Below are 16828 nucleotides of genomic sequence, written 5' to 3'. Positions count from 1 at the left end.
CGGCCTCCGGCTACCAGCTGCGCACCTTCGACCTCTCGGCCTACGCGGGCCAGTCGGTGACGATCAAGTTCACCGGCACCGAGGACGCCTCGCTGCAGACCAGCTTCGTGATCGACGACACCGCGATCGCCACGAGCTGACCCGGCGCCGGTAGACCCGGCAAGGCCAGGTAAGACAGGGGCAGGGCCCGGCGGCTTTCGGCCGCCGGGCCCTGTGGCGTACCCGGGCGGCGCTGTGAGTTCCCGGAAACCCGCCGGTCACGCCGGAGCAACCGGAGGGCAACACGAAACACGCGTGAAACGCGGCCGTCCGCGACCGGAAATCCGGCCTCGCCACACTTCCGGCACGCGCTCCGCCGCAGGACGGCGGCGGAAGATGCTGTCACAGGACCCCGCCGCAGGACCACGTCGCAGGACCCCCGGAGGTACCCCATGCCCCTGGCCGCCTTCCCGGCCGACCACCCGGCCGATCATCCGGTCGGCCACCTGGCCGCTCGTCTGGCCGACGCGCCGGCCGCCGGAGCGCCGCCCGTCATCGACACCGGCGACACCGCCTGGCTGCTCGCCAGCACCGCCCTCGTCCTGCTGATGACGCCCGGCCTGGCGCTGTTCTACGGCGGTATGGTCCGCACCAAGAGCGTGCTCAACATGATCATGATGAGCTTCGTCTCGATCGCCGTCGTCACCGTGGTCTGGCTGCTGGCCGGCTACTCGCTCGCCTTCGGCCCGGACGCCGGCGGCTGGGGCCTGATCGGCGGCCTGGACCACCTGGGGATGGCCGGGATCACCCCGTCCTCGGTCACCGGCCGCGTCCCCACCGTGCTGTTCGCCACCTTCCAGCTGACCTTCGCGATCATCACCGCCGCGCTGATCAGCGGTGCCATCGCGGACCGTGCCAAGTTCGGCTCGTGGGTGGCCTTCACCGCCGTCTGGACGCTGCTGGTCTACGTCCCCGTCGCCCACTGGGTGTTCGCGCCCGGTGGCTGGATCCTGTCGAAGCTCGGCGCGCTGGACTTCGCCGGCGGCACCGTCGTCGAGGTCAACTGCGGGGCGAGCGGCCTGGCCCTGGCGCTGCTGCTCGGCCCGCGGATCGGCTTCCGGAAGGAGGCGATGCGCCCGCACAACCTGCCGCTGGTCCTGCTCGGCGCCGGCCTGCTCTGGTTCGGCTGGTTCGGTTTCAACGCGGGCTCGGCGCTGGGCGCCAACGGGCTGGCGGCCTCCGCCCTGCTCAACACCCAGGCGGCCGGCTGCACCGGGCTCCTCGGCTGGCTGATGGTGGAGAAGCGGCGGGACGGCCACGCCACCACCCTGGGCGCGGCCTCCGGCGCGGTGGCCGGCCTGGTCGCCATCACGCCGTCCTGCGGCAGCGTCGACCTGCCCGGCGCCCTCCTGATCGGGCTGGCGGCGGGAACGGTCTGCTCGTACGCGGTGAGCTGGAAGTTCCGCTTCGGTTTCGACGACTCGCTGGACGTGGTGGGCGTGCACTTCGTGGCCGGGGTGATCGGCACCGCGCTGATCGGCCTGTTCGCCACGGCCACGATGACCGGCGGCCCGGCCGGGCTCCTGCACGGCGGCGGCTTCGGGCAGCTGGGCAAGCAGGCGGTGGCGATCCTGGCCGTCGCCGCCTACTCCTTCGCCGCCACCTACGGGATCGGCCGGGTGATCGGCCGGGTGATGGGCTTCCGGGCCGACGAGGAGCAGGAACTCACCGGCCTGGACCTCGCCGTGCACGCCGAGACCGCGTACGATCACGGCGTCCTGGGCCACGGCGTGCTGGGGCAGGGGGCCGCCGTGTTCTCGGCCGCCCACGGCCCCGACCGCACCGCCGCCACCGTGCTCGCGCACCCGTCCGACAAGGCGCCCTCCGCATGAAGCTGATCACCGCGATCGTCAAGCCGTTCAAGCTGGACGACGTCAAGAGCGCGCTGCAGGCCGTCGGCGTGCACGGACTGACCGTCAGCGAGGCCAGCGGGTACGGGCGTCAGCACGGTCACACCGAGGTGTACCGGGGCGCGGAGTACCGGATCGACCTGGTGCCGAAGGTCCGGATCGAGGTCGTCGTCGAGGACGAGGACGCCGACCTGGTGATCGAGGAGATCGTCCGGGCCGCCCGGACCGGCAAGATCGGCGACGGCAAGGTCTGGGCGGTGCCGGTGGAGACCATCGTCCGGGTCCGCACGGGGGAGCGCGGACCGGACGCGGTGTAGGCCCGCGCCCGTCCGGTCGGGGCCAGGGCCCCGACCGGAGGGTCCCGGCTCGGCGCGCGTGCTCCGGCCCGTGCCGGTGTGCCCGCGTCACCGGCTCCGTCCGTCGAGCCCCGGGATCTGCCGCCAGGCGCCGTCGGTGGCGGCCTCCTGCCACCACGTCAGGTCGTGCGGCGGGGCGTCCCTGGTCCGCCGGGCGTGGAGGATCGGGTCGTCGGGGTCGTGCAGGGTGCCGTTGTGGACGGCGACCGCGACCCGGGTGCCGTCCGGCAGGGGTGTCCAGATCCGGTACGTGACCCAGCCGGTGGCGGCCGTCTCCAGGACCTCGACGACCTGCGGGTCCCGGCCGGGCCCGGGGACCGTCGAGCAGCGGTAGCCGGCCTCCCGCTCCCCGTCGGTGCGGAGCTCGCAGGTGGGGGCGGCGGCCTGTGAGGCCGGGCCGTGCACCTCGACGGAGACGGTGGCCGCGCCCCGACCGTCGTCGTACCTGGTCCAGAGCACGGCGTCGGCCGCCGGGTCGAGGGCGAGCTGGTCGGCGCCGGGCTCAGGGTCCAGCCGGGTGCCTGGGCCGAGCAGGCCGGCCAGCGCGGACTGCAGCGCGGTGCGCTGACGCGCCCGCAGGAGCTCCGGGCCGGCGTCGGCGGTTGGCGCGGTCGCCGAAGCCGTCGCGGCCGTGCCGTTCGGGGCGGAGGTCGGGGCGGCCGGGCCGGTGCCGACGCCGGCCGGCCCGGGCAGACCCGTCAAGGCGACGGTGACGGCCAGCGCGAGCACGGCGCCGGCCGAGGCGGCCGTGCCCAGCCGTCGGCGACGGCGCAGCACGCGGCCGTGCCGGGTGGCCTCGGCGATCATCACGGCGACCGGCGGGTGCAGGTCCTGGACGCTGTCGGCGAGCAGCCTGCCCAGGTCGTGTTCGAGGTCCGGGTCGGGGGCCATGGCGGGGCTCCTGGTGGCGGTGGGTCGGGGCGGGGCGTCCGGGTCGGGGCCGGTGGGTCGGGGTGGCCGTCAGGGCCGGAACAGCAGTTCGCGGTCGTCCGCAAGGATCTCGCGCAGCCGGGCGAGCGAGCGGGTGGAGAGCCCCTTGACGGCGGCCGGGGTGGTGCCGAGCATCTCGGCGACGGCCTCGATGGGGTGGTCCTCCAGGTAGCGCAGGACGACCACGGCGCGGTTGCGGGGCGGCAGCGTGCGCAGTGCCGCGACCAGGGTGAGCCGCAGCTCGGAGCCGTTGGCGGGGTGGTCGTCGGGGCGGACCGGGGTGTCGGGGAGCTCGGCGACGGCGATCTCGCCGGAGCGGCGCAGCCGTCGGTGGGAGAGGTAGCAGCGGAGCAGCACCTTGCGGGCGTAGGCGTCGATCGACGGTTCGTCGTCGCCCCGGCGGAGCCGGCCCCAGACCGAGTAGAGCTTGGCGAGGGTGGTCTGGACGAGGTCCTGGGCCTGGTGCCAGTCGCCGCACATCAGGTAGGCGACCTGGAAGAGCCGTCCGGCCCGATTGGCCGCGAACTCCTCGAAGTCGCCCGCCCTGTCCATACCGTCCCCCGTGCGTGTGCTGCTCGTGCCGTGTGTTGCCCGGGCCGGTGCTACCCGTGCGTGTGCTGCCCGGACGCGCGCTCGCGCCGGTGCCTCCGGTACCGATCGTTCTCGGCCACCGTTCCTATCCACGCTGCGGGGACCGGGAAAGTCGCACACGAGTTTTTCGGGCTGCCGAAACGTTCCTTCCAGGCCCTTGACGGGCCTCGGTGTCGACTCTAGGTTCAGCGCTGCAAGTTTCCTGAAAGTTTCAGCAAGCTTTCGCACGCAGTACCCGGGCTGCCCCCACCCCAGCCACCCCAGGAGACAACGTGGTCACCACCGCCCCCGCCCGCCGGCCCGCCCGGACGGCCGGCGCACTCGCCGCCTCGGCGGCCCTCGCGCTCTCGCTCACCGCGGCCCTCGCCGCGCAGGCGGCCCCGCCCGGCAGTGGCAGGGACGTCACCGCGACGCTCTTCGAATGGCGCTTCGACTCGGTCGCCAAGGCCTGCACCGACACCCTCGGCCCGAAGGGCTACGGCTTCGTCGAGGTCTCGCCGCCCCAGGAACACATCCAGGGCGGCCAGTGGTGGACCTCCTACCAGCCGGTCGGCTACCGGATAGCCGGGCGACTCGGCGACCGGACCGCCTTCAAGAACATGATCGACACCTGCCACGCCGCCGGCGTCAAGGTGATCGCCGACGCGGTGATCAACCACATGTCGGCCGGCGCCGGGACCGGCACCGGCGGCACCGCGTACGGCAAGTACACCTACCCCGGCTTCTACCAGGACCAGGACTTCCACTCCTGCCGCACCGCGATCAGCAACTACAACGACCGCTCCAACGTGCAGAACTGTGAGCTGGTCAACCTCTCCGACCTCGACACCGGCAGCGCCTACGTCCAGCAGACCGTCGCGCGCTACCTCGACGACCTGGCCTCGCTGGGCGTCGACGGCTACCGGATCGACGCGGCCAAGCACATCGCCGCCGCAGACCTCGCAGCGATCAAGGCCAGAACGGCGAACCGGCAGGCGTACTGGGTGCAGGAGGTCATCTACGGCGCGGGCGAACCGGTCCAGCCCTCCGAGTACACCGGTACCGGCGACGTCGACGAGTTCCGCTCCGGCACCTGGCTGAAGAGCGCGTTCCAGGGAGGACGGCTCGCCGACCTGTCCGGCTGGGGTTCCGGTCTGCTCCCGACCGACAGGGCCCGGACCTTCGTCGACAACTGGGACACCGAGCGGAACGGCTCCACGCTCACCTACAAGGACGGCTCGGCGTACACCCTGGCCAACGTCTTCCTGCTGGCCCACCCGTACGGCGCGCCCAACGTCTACTCCGGCTACGCCTTCACCGGTCACGACGACGGCCCGCCCAACGGCGGCACCGTCAACGCCTGCTACCAGGACGGCTGGAACTGCACGCACGCCTGGCGCCAGGTGGCCAACATGGTCGGCTTCCGCAACGCGGTGGCCGGCACCGGGCTGACCGACTGGTGGTCCAACGGCAACAACGCGATCGCCTTCGGGCGCGGCGGCAAGGGATTCGTGGCGGTCAACCGGGAGGGCGGGGCGATCACCCGGACCTTCCGGACCTCCCTGCCGGCCGGCAGCTACTGCGACGTCCAGCACGGCGACCCGGCGGCCGGCGGCTGCACCGGTCCGTCCTACACGGTCGGCCCGGACGGGCGGTTCACCGCCACCGTCGGGGCGGGGGACGCGATCGCGCTCCACGTCGGTGCGCCCGGGAGCGGCACGGTGGTGACCGGCGGGGCCTCGTTCGCGGTCAACGCGACCACCGCGTGGGGCCAGAACGTCTTCGTGGTCGGCGACAACGCGGCCCTCGGCGGCTGGGACGCCGGCCGCGCGCTGCCGCTCTCCTCGGCCGCCTACCCGGTGTGGAAGGCGGACGTCGCGATGGCCGCCGGAACGGCCTTCGCCTACAAGTACGTCCGCAAGGACGCCGCCGGGAACGTCACCTGGGAGTCCGGCGCCGACCGGACCGCCACCGTGCCGGCCTCGGGCCGGGTGAGCCTGAACGACACCTGGCGAGGCTGAACCACGGCCCCGCCCGCGCCCCGAAGGACGGCCGGCCCCCGCTTCGCTGCGGGCGCCGGCGGTCCTCTGCACGAAGCCCCTTCGGCGGAAGCCCTCTCGGTGGCTCCGGTGCCTTTGGTGCGGTGGCGGTCCTCGTGGCTCCGGCGCCCTGGGAGCTAGCCCCGGCCGATGTACGGCATGGCGGTCGCCATCACCGTCGCGAACTGCACATTGGCCTCCAGCGGCAGCTCCGCCATGTGCCGCACGGTGCGGGCGACATCGGTGACGTCCATGGTCGGTTCCACCGCGATCCGCCCGTCCGCCTGTCGCACCCCCCGGGTCATCGCCGCGGTCATCTCCGTGGCGGCGTTGCCGATGTCGATCTGCCCGCAGGCGATCCGGTACGGGCGGCCGTCCAGCGACAGTGACTTGGTCAGACCCGTCACGGCGTGCTTGGTCGCGGTGTACGCGACCGAGTTCGGCCGCGGCACGTGTGCGGAGATCGAGCCGTTGTTGATGATCCGGCCGCCCTGCGGGTCCTGGGCGCGCATCTGCCGGAACGCGGCGCGCGCGCAGAGGAAGGCCCCGGTCAGGTTGAGGTCGACCACGGCTCGCCACTCGGCGACGTCCAGCTCGTCCACCGGGGCCGGGGGGCCGAACGTGCCCGCGTTGTTGAACAGCAGGTCGACCCGGCCGAAGCGGGCGACGGCCGCGGCGAAGAGCGCGTCCACGGCCGCCGGGTCGGTGACGTCGGTCGGCACCACGGCCGTGCCGGCCGCGCCGGTGCCGCACAGCCGGGCCGTCTCGTGGAGCGGATCGCCCCGGCGCCCGGCGAGGACGAGCCGCCAGCCACCGGCCGCGAGCTCCGCCGCTACGGCGCGGCCCACGCCGCTGCCGGCTCCGGTGACGACGGCGGTGCGGTGGTCGATCGGCTGGGACACGGCGGGCTCCTCTGGCGGGGCGGGGCGGGTGGGGGTGGACACGGGGTGCGGGTGACGGGTCTCGGCCGGCGGCCGGGTGGCTCGATCGTTCCCGATCCCGGGGGCCGCGTCACTGGTACGAGGATCCAAGGCCCGCCCCGTCCTGCCGGGCGGCGGGCTGTGCGCCCCGCTGTCCGAGCGCACCCCGCCCGGCCGAGCGCGCGCCCGGCCGTGCGCTCGGCCGGGCGGGCGGCTCCGCACCCGCGACGCCGTCAAAGCCGCCCCCTCGCCGACCCCGCCGACCGGCGGGGATCCGCCCCCGCCGGTCGGCAGGGAGGCTTGGCAGCCTTTACCCGATCGGGAACAAACATTGGGTCTGCGCTGGTCCGCGCGCAACCGGCCCACCCCGGTCCACGTCATAAGATCGCAGGACGGCACGCCACCCCGCAGGGCGGCGCGCCGCCTCCCGGGGGTCTCGCAGGTAGCCGCGCCCCGGGCCTGTCCGGCCCCACCCGGGGCCACCGCCCTTGCTCCCCCGGAGCGGGCGCGACACCGGTCGGAGAGTTCTCACCGTGCAGCCGCAGTCCACCCGTTTCCGCGCCGTGCTGACCGGCGCCACCGCCTTCACCCTGGCCGCCGTCCTGGCGGCCTGTGGCAGTACGGACGGCAGCGCCAAGGGCGACGCGGTGAAGGGCGGCGGCGCCGCGACGGGCGACGGCGGTGCCTCGCCCTCGACGCCCTCCTCGTTGCCCTCCTCCTCGGGCACCGCGCCCTCGGGTACCGCGCCCTCGGGCACCTCGCCGTCGGGCGCCGCGTCGTCCTCCGCCCCCGGCTCCCCGACGGCCGGTTCCACCTCGACCTCCGCCGCGCCGGTTGCGCCCCCCCAGAGCGCCACCGGCAAGGTGTTGATGCCCACGGGTCCGGCCGCCGCCTTCACCAAGGCCCGGGACACTGCCGCCGGCCAGATCGTCATGACCACGCTGAACGGCCCCAAGTCCGGTGTCTCCGGCAAGGTCTGGGTCTGGCTGCCGCCGGAGTACAACGACCCGAAGTATGCCCGGACCGGCTTCCCGGTGCTCACCCTCTACGCGGGCGGCCAGAGCGCCGGCTACAACACCTGGACCGACAACCAGCTGCCGATCCAGGAGTACGGCGCGGACCTCTCCAAGCAGGGCAAGGCGCACCCCTTCATCATGGTGATGCCGGTGCAGAACCTCGACTCCAACGAGGCCAAGGCCCTGGAGTGCGCGGACATCCCGGGCCAGCCGAAGATGGGCACCTGGATGGCCGAGGACATCCCCGACTTCGTCCGGGCCAACTTCCGCACCGTGAAGGGCCGCGACGGCTGGGGCCTGATGGGCGCCTCCACCGGCGCGTTCTGCAGTGCGAAGCTCGCCCTCCAGCACCCGGACAAGTTCAAGGCCGCCGTCCCGATCGACGGCTACTTCGTCCCGGACTCGCCGCTCTGGAAGGGACACGACGCCGAGCGGCAGGCCAACAGCCCCGAACTGCTGGTCACCCAGGGCAAGGCCGACGTGCGGATCCTCGCCACCGCCGGCGGTGCCAACGCGTACGAGATGAAGCTGGTCAAGGCGTGGGCCGCCAAGGCCGCGCCGCCGCTCACCGTCGAGTACTACGAGCAGCCCGGCGGCAAGCACCTGACCAGCGACTTCAAGAAGATGATCCCGGACACCCTGCAGTGGCTCAGCAAGAACCTCGCAGGACCGCAGGCCGACTGAGCCGTGCTCGGGCCGAGCCCCGCCGGCCTTCGTCGACCGCCCGGACGAACCCGGGCGGTCGACCAGATCCCGCAGTGACTCCAGCGGCACGGTTCCCGGGCCGCATCCCTCCTCCTCGTCAGCTCCCGCCGGCCCGCCGGCCTACCGCCGTGCGTCGCCCCGCTTCCGCCCGCCCCCCTTCCGCCCGCCCTCCCGTCCGGCGGGCCGGCGGGCGTCGTCCGGGCGTGGCTGTGCGCCTTCCGGTGACATCCGCCCTCGCCGTCCCTCCTCCGTTCCCCGGTGCGCCGGACGAACCTCATCCCCTGCACGGAGTGGGGCCGGAGGGATCTCGCGTCTCCCGAGAGTCCGGGGGGAACCCTGCGCCGGGCCCCTGACCTGCACGTCAATCGGACATTGATTCCGTCCTGATGTGCTCTGCCCACTGTGGTGGGACAGCCGGCCCGCCAGCTGTGCCCAGGTCGAGCCCAGCCCAGCCAAGCCGTGAAGAGAGTGCCATGCCCAGCCACCTGTTGCCCGTAGCGTCTCCGTCCGTCCCCGCCCAGGGGGGCTCGTCGCGTGAGCGCACCGCCGACGAGGAACCGCAGGCCGTCCGCTTCGCCGGGCTGAAGCTGGTGCACGCCGCGCTCCGCCGGGACCTCGCCCGGCTGCCCAACGCGCTCCGGCTGATCCAGCCCGGCGAGGACGAGAAGGGTGCCGCACTGTTGCGGCACTGGAACTTCGTCACCACCATGCTGACCTGCCACCACGAGCAGCAGGACACCCGGATCTGGCCGATCGTCAGCCGGTTCGCGCCCGAGCTGCGGCTGCTGCTCAACTGGCTGGAGGCGGACCACCACAACCTCGACCACTCCTTCACCCGGGTCACCACCCTGGTCCGGATCGCCAGCCGGGACGCCGGCTCGGTCTGGCCGGTGGCCTATGCGATCGAGGACCTGGCGGCGCGGCTGGAGACCCATCTGAGGATCGAGGAGCGGCAGCTGCTGCCCCGGATGGAGCGGGTCTTCACGGAGAACTCCCGGGTCGGCAGCCTGTCCGAGCTGCTGGACGTGCTGCACGTCGCGGGCGGGCCGGGCACCGCCGACGCGCTCGCCTGGCTGCTGGACGGCGTCGAACCGGCGACGGTCGAGCGGCTGGTGGCGGACTGCGACGACGTGGTGGCCCGGCACTGGCCGCACTGGCAGGCGACCTACCAGCGCTGCACGGCGCCGCTGTGGGGGACGCCCGAGTCCTGGGACGTCGCCGGGGACTGACCCGCGGGCCTTTTTCGTGGCCTCGTTCTACGCGCGTGGCACGGGACGCCGACACATGTCAGTGGCACATGCCGACGCGTCGGGGCACGGTTCGGTGCAGGACGGGCCGGGGGGAGGGCCTCGGTGGAGATCCTTTCGGACCTCCAACTCCGTTCGACCCCTAGGGGTTTCGACCCATCCGTCTCCGGGGTGCGACCGCCCGCGCGGTCCGGGGCCGACCAGGGAGCGGGTACCGCCGAGGGGCGATGGCCGGCGCGGGAGACGCCCCTACCGTCGATGCCATGACCAGTGCGCCGACCGCTTCGCACCGCGACCGCCACCGCCACGACGACCGTGACTTCGACCGATCCGACCACCCCGACCGCCGCGCAGGGCACCGGCCCGCTCCCGGGGCGGCCCGCCGCCTTGGCCCGGTCGCCCGCTCGGCCGCCCTCGCCGCAGGCGCCGTGCTGCTGCTCGGCGCCGGGCTCACCGCCTGCAAGGGCGGCGCCTCGCTCTGCCTCAGCGACGACAGCTGCGACGTCGTCGTCCGCACCGACAACGCCGACTCCACCCACACCGTCGAGGTATTCGGCGGCGACCGGACCGTCCGGCTGACCGTCGGCCGGATCACCGACACCACGGCCGAGGTCAGGCTCGGCGAGGAGACCAGGACCCTCACCGAGGACACCGAGACCGCCGTCGGTACGGCGAAGATCACCCTCCGCCATGCCGACGCACATGGGCACACAGCCGAACTCCACGTCGTCCGCTGACCGTCGGCGCCCCCGCTGCCGCCTCACGACCGCCGGGGAAAGCCAAGGGGGCAGCCGCTGCGGGCACTGTTGCCGTGGTCCCCGAACGCGGTCACTCCGGCAGGCGGTTGAGCCAGACCATCGGCGTGACCGTGATCGCCACCTCCGGCGAGCCGTCCCACTTCACCGGCAGCCCCACCTCCTTGAGCGCCGAGACCACCTCGCGCCCGACCCGGACCGTCCGCCGGACGGCCGCCTCCGTCGACTCGCCGTCCACCTGGAAACCGCCGTACCGCAGCATCAACGAACCGCCGGTGGCGACCCGTTCGGTGTCCTGCTGGTGGAAGAAGACGAAGCCGCGCGAGTCCTCGTCGGCCTCGCCGCCGATCTCCGCATATCCGCAGCTCGCACAGCAGGTGAAGTCCATCGCGGCGACGATGCCCTGCTCCTCCAGGGTGTCGAAGGCGGCCTCCAGCCGGTCGACGTCGGTCGTCTCCGGCCAGGACGCCTGTTCCTCCAGGCGTGCCCGCCACAGCGGAGCGACGATCCGCTCCGCCTCCTCCGCCGTCAGCCCCTGGTCGTCGAGGTCCTCGACCAGGGACTCGACTATCTCGTCCGGCTCCTGGAAGCCGCACCGGATCAGCTCGCGGGCCCGTTCCTCGGCGTCCCGCAGCGCGTCGGCGGCAAGAGTGGTGTGCGCGGTGTCCTGGTCCATGCCCGTATCCAAGCACCTACCGCTGACAATCCGTCCGGCCGTCCGGGGCCCGCGGAGCAGGGCCGCGGACCGGACCGCCGACAGGCCGGCGGACCGGTGCTGCCGTCTCCCCGGTCCGCCCCCTGACGACGCGTCCGCTCAGCCCGCCGCGAGCCGGAACTCCAGGTTGCCGAACCGTACCTGGTCGCCCGGTCGGACCCGCACCCCGCCGGCGATCCGGTACCCGTTCACATGCGTGCCGTTGGTCGACCCGAGGTCGTACAGCACCCAGTCCTCGCCCTCGCGCCGCAGCTCGGCGTGGTGCCGGGAGACCGAGGCGTCGTTCAGCCGCAGCCCCGACCCGGGGATCCGGCCTATCGTCAACTTCCGTGCGCCGACGTGCGGGAGGCTCAGGCCCGGCAGCCGTTCGACGCGCCAGGCCCCGCGCAGCCGCACCCCGAACGCCGACACCCGGCCGACCGCCCGCAGCACGAACCGTCCGACCGGGTTCCCGGCCGGCAGGTCCGCCATCGCGGCGTTCAGCTCGGACCGGCTGCTCGCGTGGAGGACGAGGTCCAGCCGTCCGAGGAAGGTGTCGTGCGACAGCCGGCCGCTGCCGGCGCCGTCCCTCAGCACGTCGAGAGCCTGCTCCCGCTCGGCCTCGGACGGCCGGACCACGTGTGTCCGGATCTCTGGAGACGTCATGGCCTGATTGTCGGCTCGTCTCCGCCCGCCTGTCCAGGCTCCCGTGCGCAGCCGACCGGTCGACCGTGCGCGGCGCCCCCGCCCTGTACGCCGCCCGGTACGCCGCTCGATCCGGCGCGGCTCCGTCCGTCGGCCCCGGCCCGGCGATCCGTACGAGCGGGTGGCCGGGCAGTGCGGCGAGGGAGGCGGACGCGCGGTGGGGCGCGGAGGCCGCCGGTGGCCGGATCAGGTCTTCCTGGCGGCTGCCAGGATCTTGACGGTGGTGTGCAGGAAGCGCGAAGTCGCCGCGCCCCGGTAGGACTTGCCGAAGAGGGAACCGCTGGTCACCCACTTGCCGTCCTTCAGGTGCACCACCACGTAGGCGGTGCCGGCGTCGGCCCCGATCACCTCGTAGTCGCCCTTCGGCGAGGTGTACGGGACCGGGAAGTCCGTGGGCAGCGGCTCGGAGAGGAAGTTCACCGTCAGCCGGACGTCCGGGGTCACCTCGACGCCGGCGAAGGGCTCGGCGGCGAGCACGGCCTCGACCTCGTCGACGGTCCGCAGCAGCACCGGCACGGGATAGCCGAGCGAGTCGGCCAGGTGCTGTTCGATCCGGTCGGTGAGGGCGGCGCGGTCCGCCGGGCCGAGGGCGTCGGCGGCGAAGAAGACGTTGCCGCTCTGGATGTACGAGCCGACGCGCTCCAGGCCGAGTTCGGCGAAGAGGGCGCGCAGCCGTTCCATCCGCACCGTCCGGCCGCCGACGTTGACGGCCCGCAGAAAGGCGATGTACGTGGTCGTGGTGGTCACCCGGCCAGTCTGGCACCGGCCACCGACACCCGGCCCGCGCGCACGCGCCGGTCCTCCGGCCCATGCCCGGGCCTCCCGCGTGCGGCGCGTGCGTGCGCGCCGCACGCCCGGGCGGCCGTCGGTACCGGGTGCCAGACTGGCGCCATGGCTACCTGGCAGGACTTCGAGCACGAGGCGCCGGACCTCGCCCCCGCCGTGCGGGCCCGGTTCGAGGCCAACAAGCACCACGTCCTGGCGACGCTCCGCAAGGACGGTTCCCCCCGGGTCAGCGGCACCGAGGTGGACTTCATCGGCGCGGACCTGATGCTCGGGTCGATGGGCGGAGCGGTCAAGGCCGCGGACCTCCGCCGCGACGCCCGCTTCGCCCTGCACAGCAACCCGAGTGACGAGACGCTCGCGGGCGGTGACTCCAAGGTCTCCGGCCGGGCCGTCGAGTTGACCGACGCCGCCGAGGTCGCCGCTTACGAGGCCGACCTCCCCGAGCCGCCGTCCGGCCCGTACCACGCCTTCCGGCTGGAGCTGGAACAGGTCGTGCACACCACCGTCGAGGACGACGCGGTACGGATCAGCTCCTGGCGGCCGGGCGAGCCGGTGAGGACCGTCGAGCGCCGCTGAGGGCCGTGCTCACCGGCCCGGCGCCCCGGGGGCGGGACTTCCCGGCACCCCGGCGGCGAACCCGTGACGGGCCTACGGCAGGACGGACCTGACCGCCTCGGGAGTCCGCGCGACGAGTGCGTGCCCGTCGTCCGCGGTGATGATCGGGCGCTGGATCAGGATCGGGTGCTCCGCCATGGCCGCGATCCACCGGGCCCGGTCGTCGGGCTCCCGGCTCCACTGCTTCATGCCGAGCTCCTTGGCCACCGGCTCCTCGATCCGGGTGATGTCCCACGGTTCCAGCGTGAGCCGCTCCAGGACCCGCTCCAGCTCGGCGGCGCTCGGCGGATCCTCCAGATAGCGCCGCACGGTGTACTTGACGCCCGCGCCCTCCAGGACGCCGAGCGCGGCACGGCACTTCCCGCAGCGCGGGTTGATCCAGATCTCCATCCCGTCAGCCTACCGACGATCCGCACCCCGGACGCCCGCCCGTGCCGTGCCCCCGTGTCCCCGCGCCCCGCGCCCGTGCCGTGCGTCGGCCCGACGGGCCCGCCGGCACGCCCCGGGGTCGTCGCGCGACTCCCGACGCACGCCCTCCCGTGCTCCCCTCCCCCTGCCTCCCGCACTCCCGCCGACCGGGAACTACCGCCCCCCTGTCGATGGTTGGTCCCCCGAGGGAGTCGGGTCTCTGGAGGGGAGCACCGGATGGACGGCGCAGCGATCATCGAGCAGCTCATGACCACCGAGGGGAGGATCGACCCCTACCCGCTGTACGCGCGGGCCCATGAACTGGGCGCCGCGGCCACGGCCGGCCCGGGCGGGATCATGGCGCTCGGCCATACCGCCGCCAACCAGGTGCTGCGCAACCCCGCCTTCGCCCTGGAGGACGCCGCGACCCTGGCGGGGGCCGAATCCGAGCTGTTCTCGCACGCGTCGATCGCCCTGCTCAGCCGGTCGATCCTGCAGCGGAACGCCCCCGACCACGCCCGGGTCCGTTCGCTGATCGCCTCGGCCTTCAACGCCCGCCGGGTGGCGGCGCTCCGCCCGACGATCGCGACGGCGGTGGGGCGGCTGCTCGGCGAGATGGCCGAGCGGGGTGCCGACGGCTCTCCGGTCGACTTCATGGAGGCCTTCGCCTTCCGGCTGCCGGTCGAGGTGATCTGTGAACTGCTCGGCGTCCCGGCCGCGGACCGATACCGCTTCCGCACCCTGGCGTCGGACCTCACCATCGCCCTGGAGCTGGTCGAGGACCTCGCCGAACTCGAATCCGCCGACACCGCCGCCGAGGAACTGTCCTCCTACTTCACCGAGTTGGTCGCCGAACGACTGGCCCGCCCGACCGGCGACCTGGTCAGCGACCTGGCCCGGATCGCCGCCGACTCCCCGGACCGGATCTCCGGCCAGGAGCTGCTGAGCAACCTCGTCCTGCTCCTGGTGGCCGGATTCGAGACCACCACCAACCTGCTCGGCAACGGCCTCGCCCAGCTCTTCCACCACCCGGAGGCCGCGGACGGGCTGCGCACCGGTGCGCTGCCCCCGGGGCTCTTCACGGACGAGGTGCTGCGCTTCGACTCGCCGGTCCAGCTCACCACCCGGGTCGCCGCCGCCGACGGGCTGACGGTGGCCGACCTGCCCGCGCCGCCCGGCACGGTGGTGTTCGTCATGCTGGGCGCGGCCAACCACGACCCGACCCGCTACCTGCGCCCCGAGCGCTTCGACCCGACCCGGACGGACAGCCAGCCGCTCAGCTTCGGCGGCGGGCCGCACTTCTGCCTCGGCAGTCAGCTCGCCCGCCTGGAGGCGGACGTCGCCGTGCCCGCCCTCCTCGACCGCTTCCCGAGGCTGGCCCCCGGCGGCGTGCCGACCCGCCGTGACCGCCTCGTCCTGCGGGGCTTCGACACGCTCCCCGTCACGGTCCGCTGACGCACGGGAGCCGCCCCTCGGCGTTCGCCCCCGCCCCCGCCCTGGTCCTGCCCTCGGCCACGAGGACTGTTTGGCGGATCGACCACATTTGCGCCGGTTTCCTCCCGTTCGTCTGTCGCTTTACCTATCCTTTGTCCCTAAGGAGAGGGATCCGGGGGGTGCCCGTCAGCCACCCCGTCGGGCTGGGCGGGGTTCGGCTCCCCGAGTCCGCCCGAAGGGAACACCCGATGGACGCCCGCCCCGTGCGCCCCCGCATACCCACGGACGCCCTCCTGCCGTACGCGCTGATCGCCGTCGTGACGGCGCTCGACGTCCTGGTCGGCGCCACGATCCTGCTCGCCCTGCTGGCGGCGCCACCGGCCCTCGCCGCCGTGGGCTCCGCGCCCCGGCGGGTCCTCCTCGTCGGAACCACCGCGCTCCTCGCCTGCCTGGGGGCAGCGGCCGTCAACGGCATCCCGACCTCGGAGCGCGCCTTCGTGGCCTACGGCGCGGTGGTCGCCGTGACGGCCGCGGGCGCCTGCGCCTCCGGCGCCCACCGCCGGGCCGAGGCGCACCGGCGGGACGCCGAGGAGCAGCGCCGCCTGGCCGAGCGCGACCTGGCCGACGCGCAGGCCGTCGCCGACGTCGCCCAGAACCTCATCCTCGGCCCGGTGCCCGCCCGCAACGGTTCGCTCGACCTGGCCGTCTCCTGCACCTCCGCCGCGGCCGGCGCCCGGATCGGCGGGGACTTCTACGAGGCCATCCCGGTGCCCGGCGGTGTCCGCGTCATCGTCGGGGACGTCCAGGGCAAGGGCCTGCCGGCGGTCACCGGCGCCGTCGCGGTCCTCCAGGCGTTCCGCGAGTCCGCCCCCACCACCACGAACGACCTCCGGACCGTCGCCGACCGGATCGAGGAGCGGCTGGCGCGCCGGACCGGCGGGGACGAGTTCGTCACCGCGGTGATCGCCGACTGCAGTCACACCGGCCAGGTCACCCTGGTGAACTTCGGCCACCCGCCGCCCCTGGTCCGCCGGGCGGACGGCACCACCCGCCTCGCGGAGCCGGACCTGCCGGGCCTGCCCCTGGGCCTGCCGTTCCCCGACGCGGACGGCCCCGGGACCTGCACGGTGCGGCTGAGCCACGGGGACCGGATCCTCTTCTACACCGACGGCACCGCGGAGGCCCGCAACGGCGACGGGGACTTCTTCCCCCTCCATGAACGCGGCGCGCTCCTGGACCACGACGACCTGCCCGAGGCCCTCACCGACCTGCGCCGCGCCCTCGTGGAGTACACCGGCAACCGCCTGGACGACGACGCCGCCATGCTCCTCCTGCGCTTCGCCCCCACGGCAGCCGACGCCGCCGCACCGCCGAGCCGACCGAGGGCCCGGATGCGCCCGGCGGCCCCCTCCCGCACACCGCGGCGGTAGGCCGCTAGCCCTTCGGGCGGCGCCGGGCGAGGAAGAAGCCGATGATCAGGCCGACCACCAGGGTCACCGTCAGGACCACCCACAGGGGCATCGTGACGTCGACGACCCACATGGTGATCGAGACCGACTCCGTGTTGGCCGCGATGAACCAGACAGCGAGGACCGCGAGGACGGCGATCCCGATCGTACGCAGCCGCAGGGCCCGGCCCTTGACCGTGACGGTCGGCGGAGCGTGCGGCGGCGGAGTGTTCTTCGCCATGCCCCCAGTATCGCGCGGCTCCCGCCGCCCCACCCGCCCAGTCGCCCGCAGCACGGCGCCGGGCCCCGTC

17 protein-coding genes are annotated in these 16828 nt (G+C 73.8%); 9 read left to right on the top strand and 8 right to left on the bottom strand.

Going from position 1 to position 16828, the window contains the following annotated elements:
- The first annotated feature begins 431 nt into the window (after nt 1-431).
- Nucleotides 432-1871 (top strand): ammonium transporter, encoded by a 1440-nt coding sequence (locus tag PUR61_RS25520; protein WP_329881731.1) that lies wholly within the window; start codon nt 432-434, stop codon nt 1869-1871.
- Entirely contained in the window at nt 1868-2206 is a 339-nt protein-coding gene (locus tag PUR61_RS25515; protein ID WP_327676485.1) for a P-II family nitrogen regulator, read from the top strand. Before PUR61_RS25520 ends, PUR61_RS25515 begins: the two co-directional genes overlap by 4 nt.
- Nucleotides 2207-2293: 87 nt before the next feature.
- Here PUR61_RS25515 and PUR61_RS25510 read toward each other — a convergent pair whose 3' ends face one another.
- Both PUR61_RS25510 and PUR61_RS25505 read right to left on the bottom strand, forming a co-directional pair.
- Nucleotides 2294-3136, bottom strand: coding sequence for a hypothetical protein (locus tag PUR61_RS25510; RefSeq protein WP_329881730.1), 843 nt, complete (start codon nt 3134-3136; stop codon nt 2294-2296).
- Between the two features lie 69 nt (nt 3137-3205).
- Nucleotides 3206-3727 carry a SigE family RNA polymerase sigma factor gene (locus PUR61_RS25505; protein ID WP_329881729.1) on the bottom strand — a complete coding sequence of 174 codons (522 nt, stop codon included), beginning with the start codon at nt 3725-3727 and terminating at the stop codon, nt 3206-3208.
- A gap of 311 nt (nt 3728-4038) precedes the next feature.
- Here PUR61_RS25505 and PUR61_RS25500 point away from each other — a divergent pair, with 311 nt between their 5' ends.
- A complete protein-coding gene (locus PUR61_RS25500; RefSeq protein ID WP_329881728.1) occupies nt 4039-5766 on the top strand; it encodes a carbohydrate-binding module family 20 domain-containing protein in 1728 nt (575 codons plus the stop codon).
- 155 nt (nt 5767-5921) lie between these two features.
- Here the strand turns inward: PUR61_RS25500 and PUR61_RS25495 are convergent, their stop codons facing one another.
- A complete protein-coding gene (locus PUR61_RS25495) occupies nt 5922-6686 on the bottom strand; it encodes an SDR family oxidoreductase (RefSeq protein ID WP_329881727.1) in 765 nt (254 codons plus the stop codon).
- A gap of 551 nt (nt 6687-7237) precedes the next feature.
- On the opposite strand from PUR61_RS25495, the gene PUR61_RS25490 reads away from it, so the two are divergent.
- The 3 genes from PUR61_RS25490 to PUR61_RS25480 all read left to right on the top strand — a co-directional run bounded on the left by PUR61_RS25490 (nt 7238) and on the right by PUR61_RS25480 (nt 10409).
- Nucleotides 7238-8404: an alpha/beta hydrolase gene (locus PUR61_RS25490; protein WP_329881726.1), complete on the top strand. Its 1167-nt coding sequence runs from the start codon at nt 7238-7240 to the stop codon at nt 8402-8404.
- Between the two features lie 494 nt (nt 8405-8898).
- A complete protein-coding gene (locus PUR61_RS25485) occupies nt 8899-9654 on the top strand; it encodes a hemerythrin domain-containing protein (protein WP_329881725.1) in 756 nt (251 codons plus the stop codon).
- A 281-nt stretch (nt 9655-9935) separates the two neighbouring features.
- Nucleotides 9936-10409 carry a hypothetical protein gene (locus PUR61_RS25480; protein WP_329881724.1) on the top strand — a complete coding sequence of 158 codons (474 nt, stop codon included), beginning with the start codon at nt 9936-9938 and terminating at the stop codon, nt 10407-10409.
- Between the two features lie 91 nt (nt 10410-10500).
- On the opposite strand, the gene PUR61_RS25475 is transcribed toward PUR61_RS25480, so the two are convergent.
- The 3 genes from PUR61_RS25475 to PUR61_RS25465 all read right to left on the bottom strand — a co-directional run bounded on the left by PUR61_RS25475 (nt 10501) and on the right by PUR61_RS25465 (nt 12573).
- Entirely contained in the window at nt 10501-11103 is a 603-nt protein-coding gene (locus PUR61_RS25475) for a DUF6891 domain-containing protein (RefSeq protein ID WP_329881723.1), read from the bottom strand.
- Nucleotides 11104-11241: 138 nt separating this feature from the next.
- Complete coding sequence (locus PUR61_RS25470) at nt 11242-11787, bottom strand: DUF1707 and FHA domain-containing protein (RefSeq protein ID WP_329881722.1); 546 nt, start codon at nt 11785-11787, stop codon at nt 11242-11244.
- 225 nt (nt 11788-12012) lie between these two features.
- The gene (locus PUR61_RS25465; RefSeq protein WP_329881721.1) at nt 12013-12573 is read right to left on the bottom strand and encodes a DUF1697 domain-containing protein; all 561 of its coding nucleotides are present in this window, start codon (nt 12571-12573) and stop codon (nt 12013-12015) included.
- A 144-nt stretch (nt 12574-12717) separates the two neighbouring features.
- On the opposite strand from PUR61_RS25465, the gene PUR61_RS25460 reads away from it, so the two are divergent.
- Nucleotides 12718-13188, top strand: coding sequence for a pyridoxamine 5'-phosphate oxidase family protein (locus PUR61_RS25460; RefSeq protein WP_329881720.1), 471 nt, complete (start codon nt 12718-12720; stop codon nt 13186-13188).
- Nucleotides 13189-13260: 72 nt separating this feature from the next.
- Here PUR61_RS25460 and PUR61_RS25455 read toward each other — a convergent pair whose 3' ends face one another.
- A complete protein-coding gene (locus tag PUR61_RS25455; protein ID WP_329881719.1) occupies nt 13261-13617 on the bottom strand; it encodes an arsenate reductase family protein in 357 nt (118 codons plus the stop codon).
- Between the two features lie 255 nt (nt 13618-13872).
- Here PUR61_RS25455 and PUR61_RS25450 point away from each other — a divergent pair, with 255 nt between their 5' ends.
- Together PUR61_RS25450 and PUR61_RS25445 are read left to right on the top strand one after the other, a co-directional pair.
- On the top strand, nt 13873-15090 hold the full coding sequence (locus PUR61_RS25450; protein ID WP_329881718.1) for a cytochrome P450: 1218 nt from the start codon (nt 13873-13875) through the stop codon (nt 15088-15090).
- A gap of 227 nt (nt 15091-15317) precedes the next feature.
- Nucleotides 15318-16499, top strand: coding sequence for a PP2C family protein-serine/threonine phosphatase (locus PUR61_RS25445; RefSeq protein WP_329881717.1), 1182 nt, complete (start codon nt 15318-15320; stop codon nt 16497-16499).
- Between the two features lie 4 nt (nt 16500-16503).
- Here PUR61_RS25445 and PUR61_RS25440 read toward each other — a convergent pair whose 3' ends face one another.
- The gene (locus PUR61_RS25440; RefSeq protein ID WP_329881716.1) at nt 16504-16758 is read right to left on the bottom strand and encodes a DUF1049 domain-containing protein; all 255 of its coding nucleotides are present in this window, start codon (nt 16756-16758) and stop codon (nt 16504-16506) included.
- Nucleotides 16759-16828: the final 70 nt, after the last annotated feature.

The organism is Streptomyces sp. BE20, assembly GCF_036322525.1.
In the GTDB taxonomy this organism is placed as follows: domain Bacteria; phylum Actinomycetota; class Actinomycetes; order Streptomycetales; family Streptomycetaceae; genus Kitasatospora.
The sequence above is the reverse complement of the archived record's forward strand: the minus strand, read 5'-3'. Positions and strand labels throughout refer to the sequence as shown.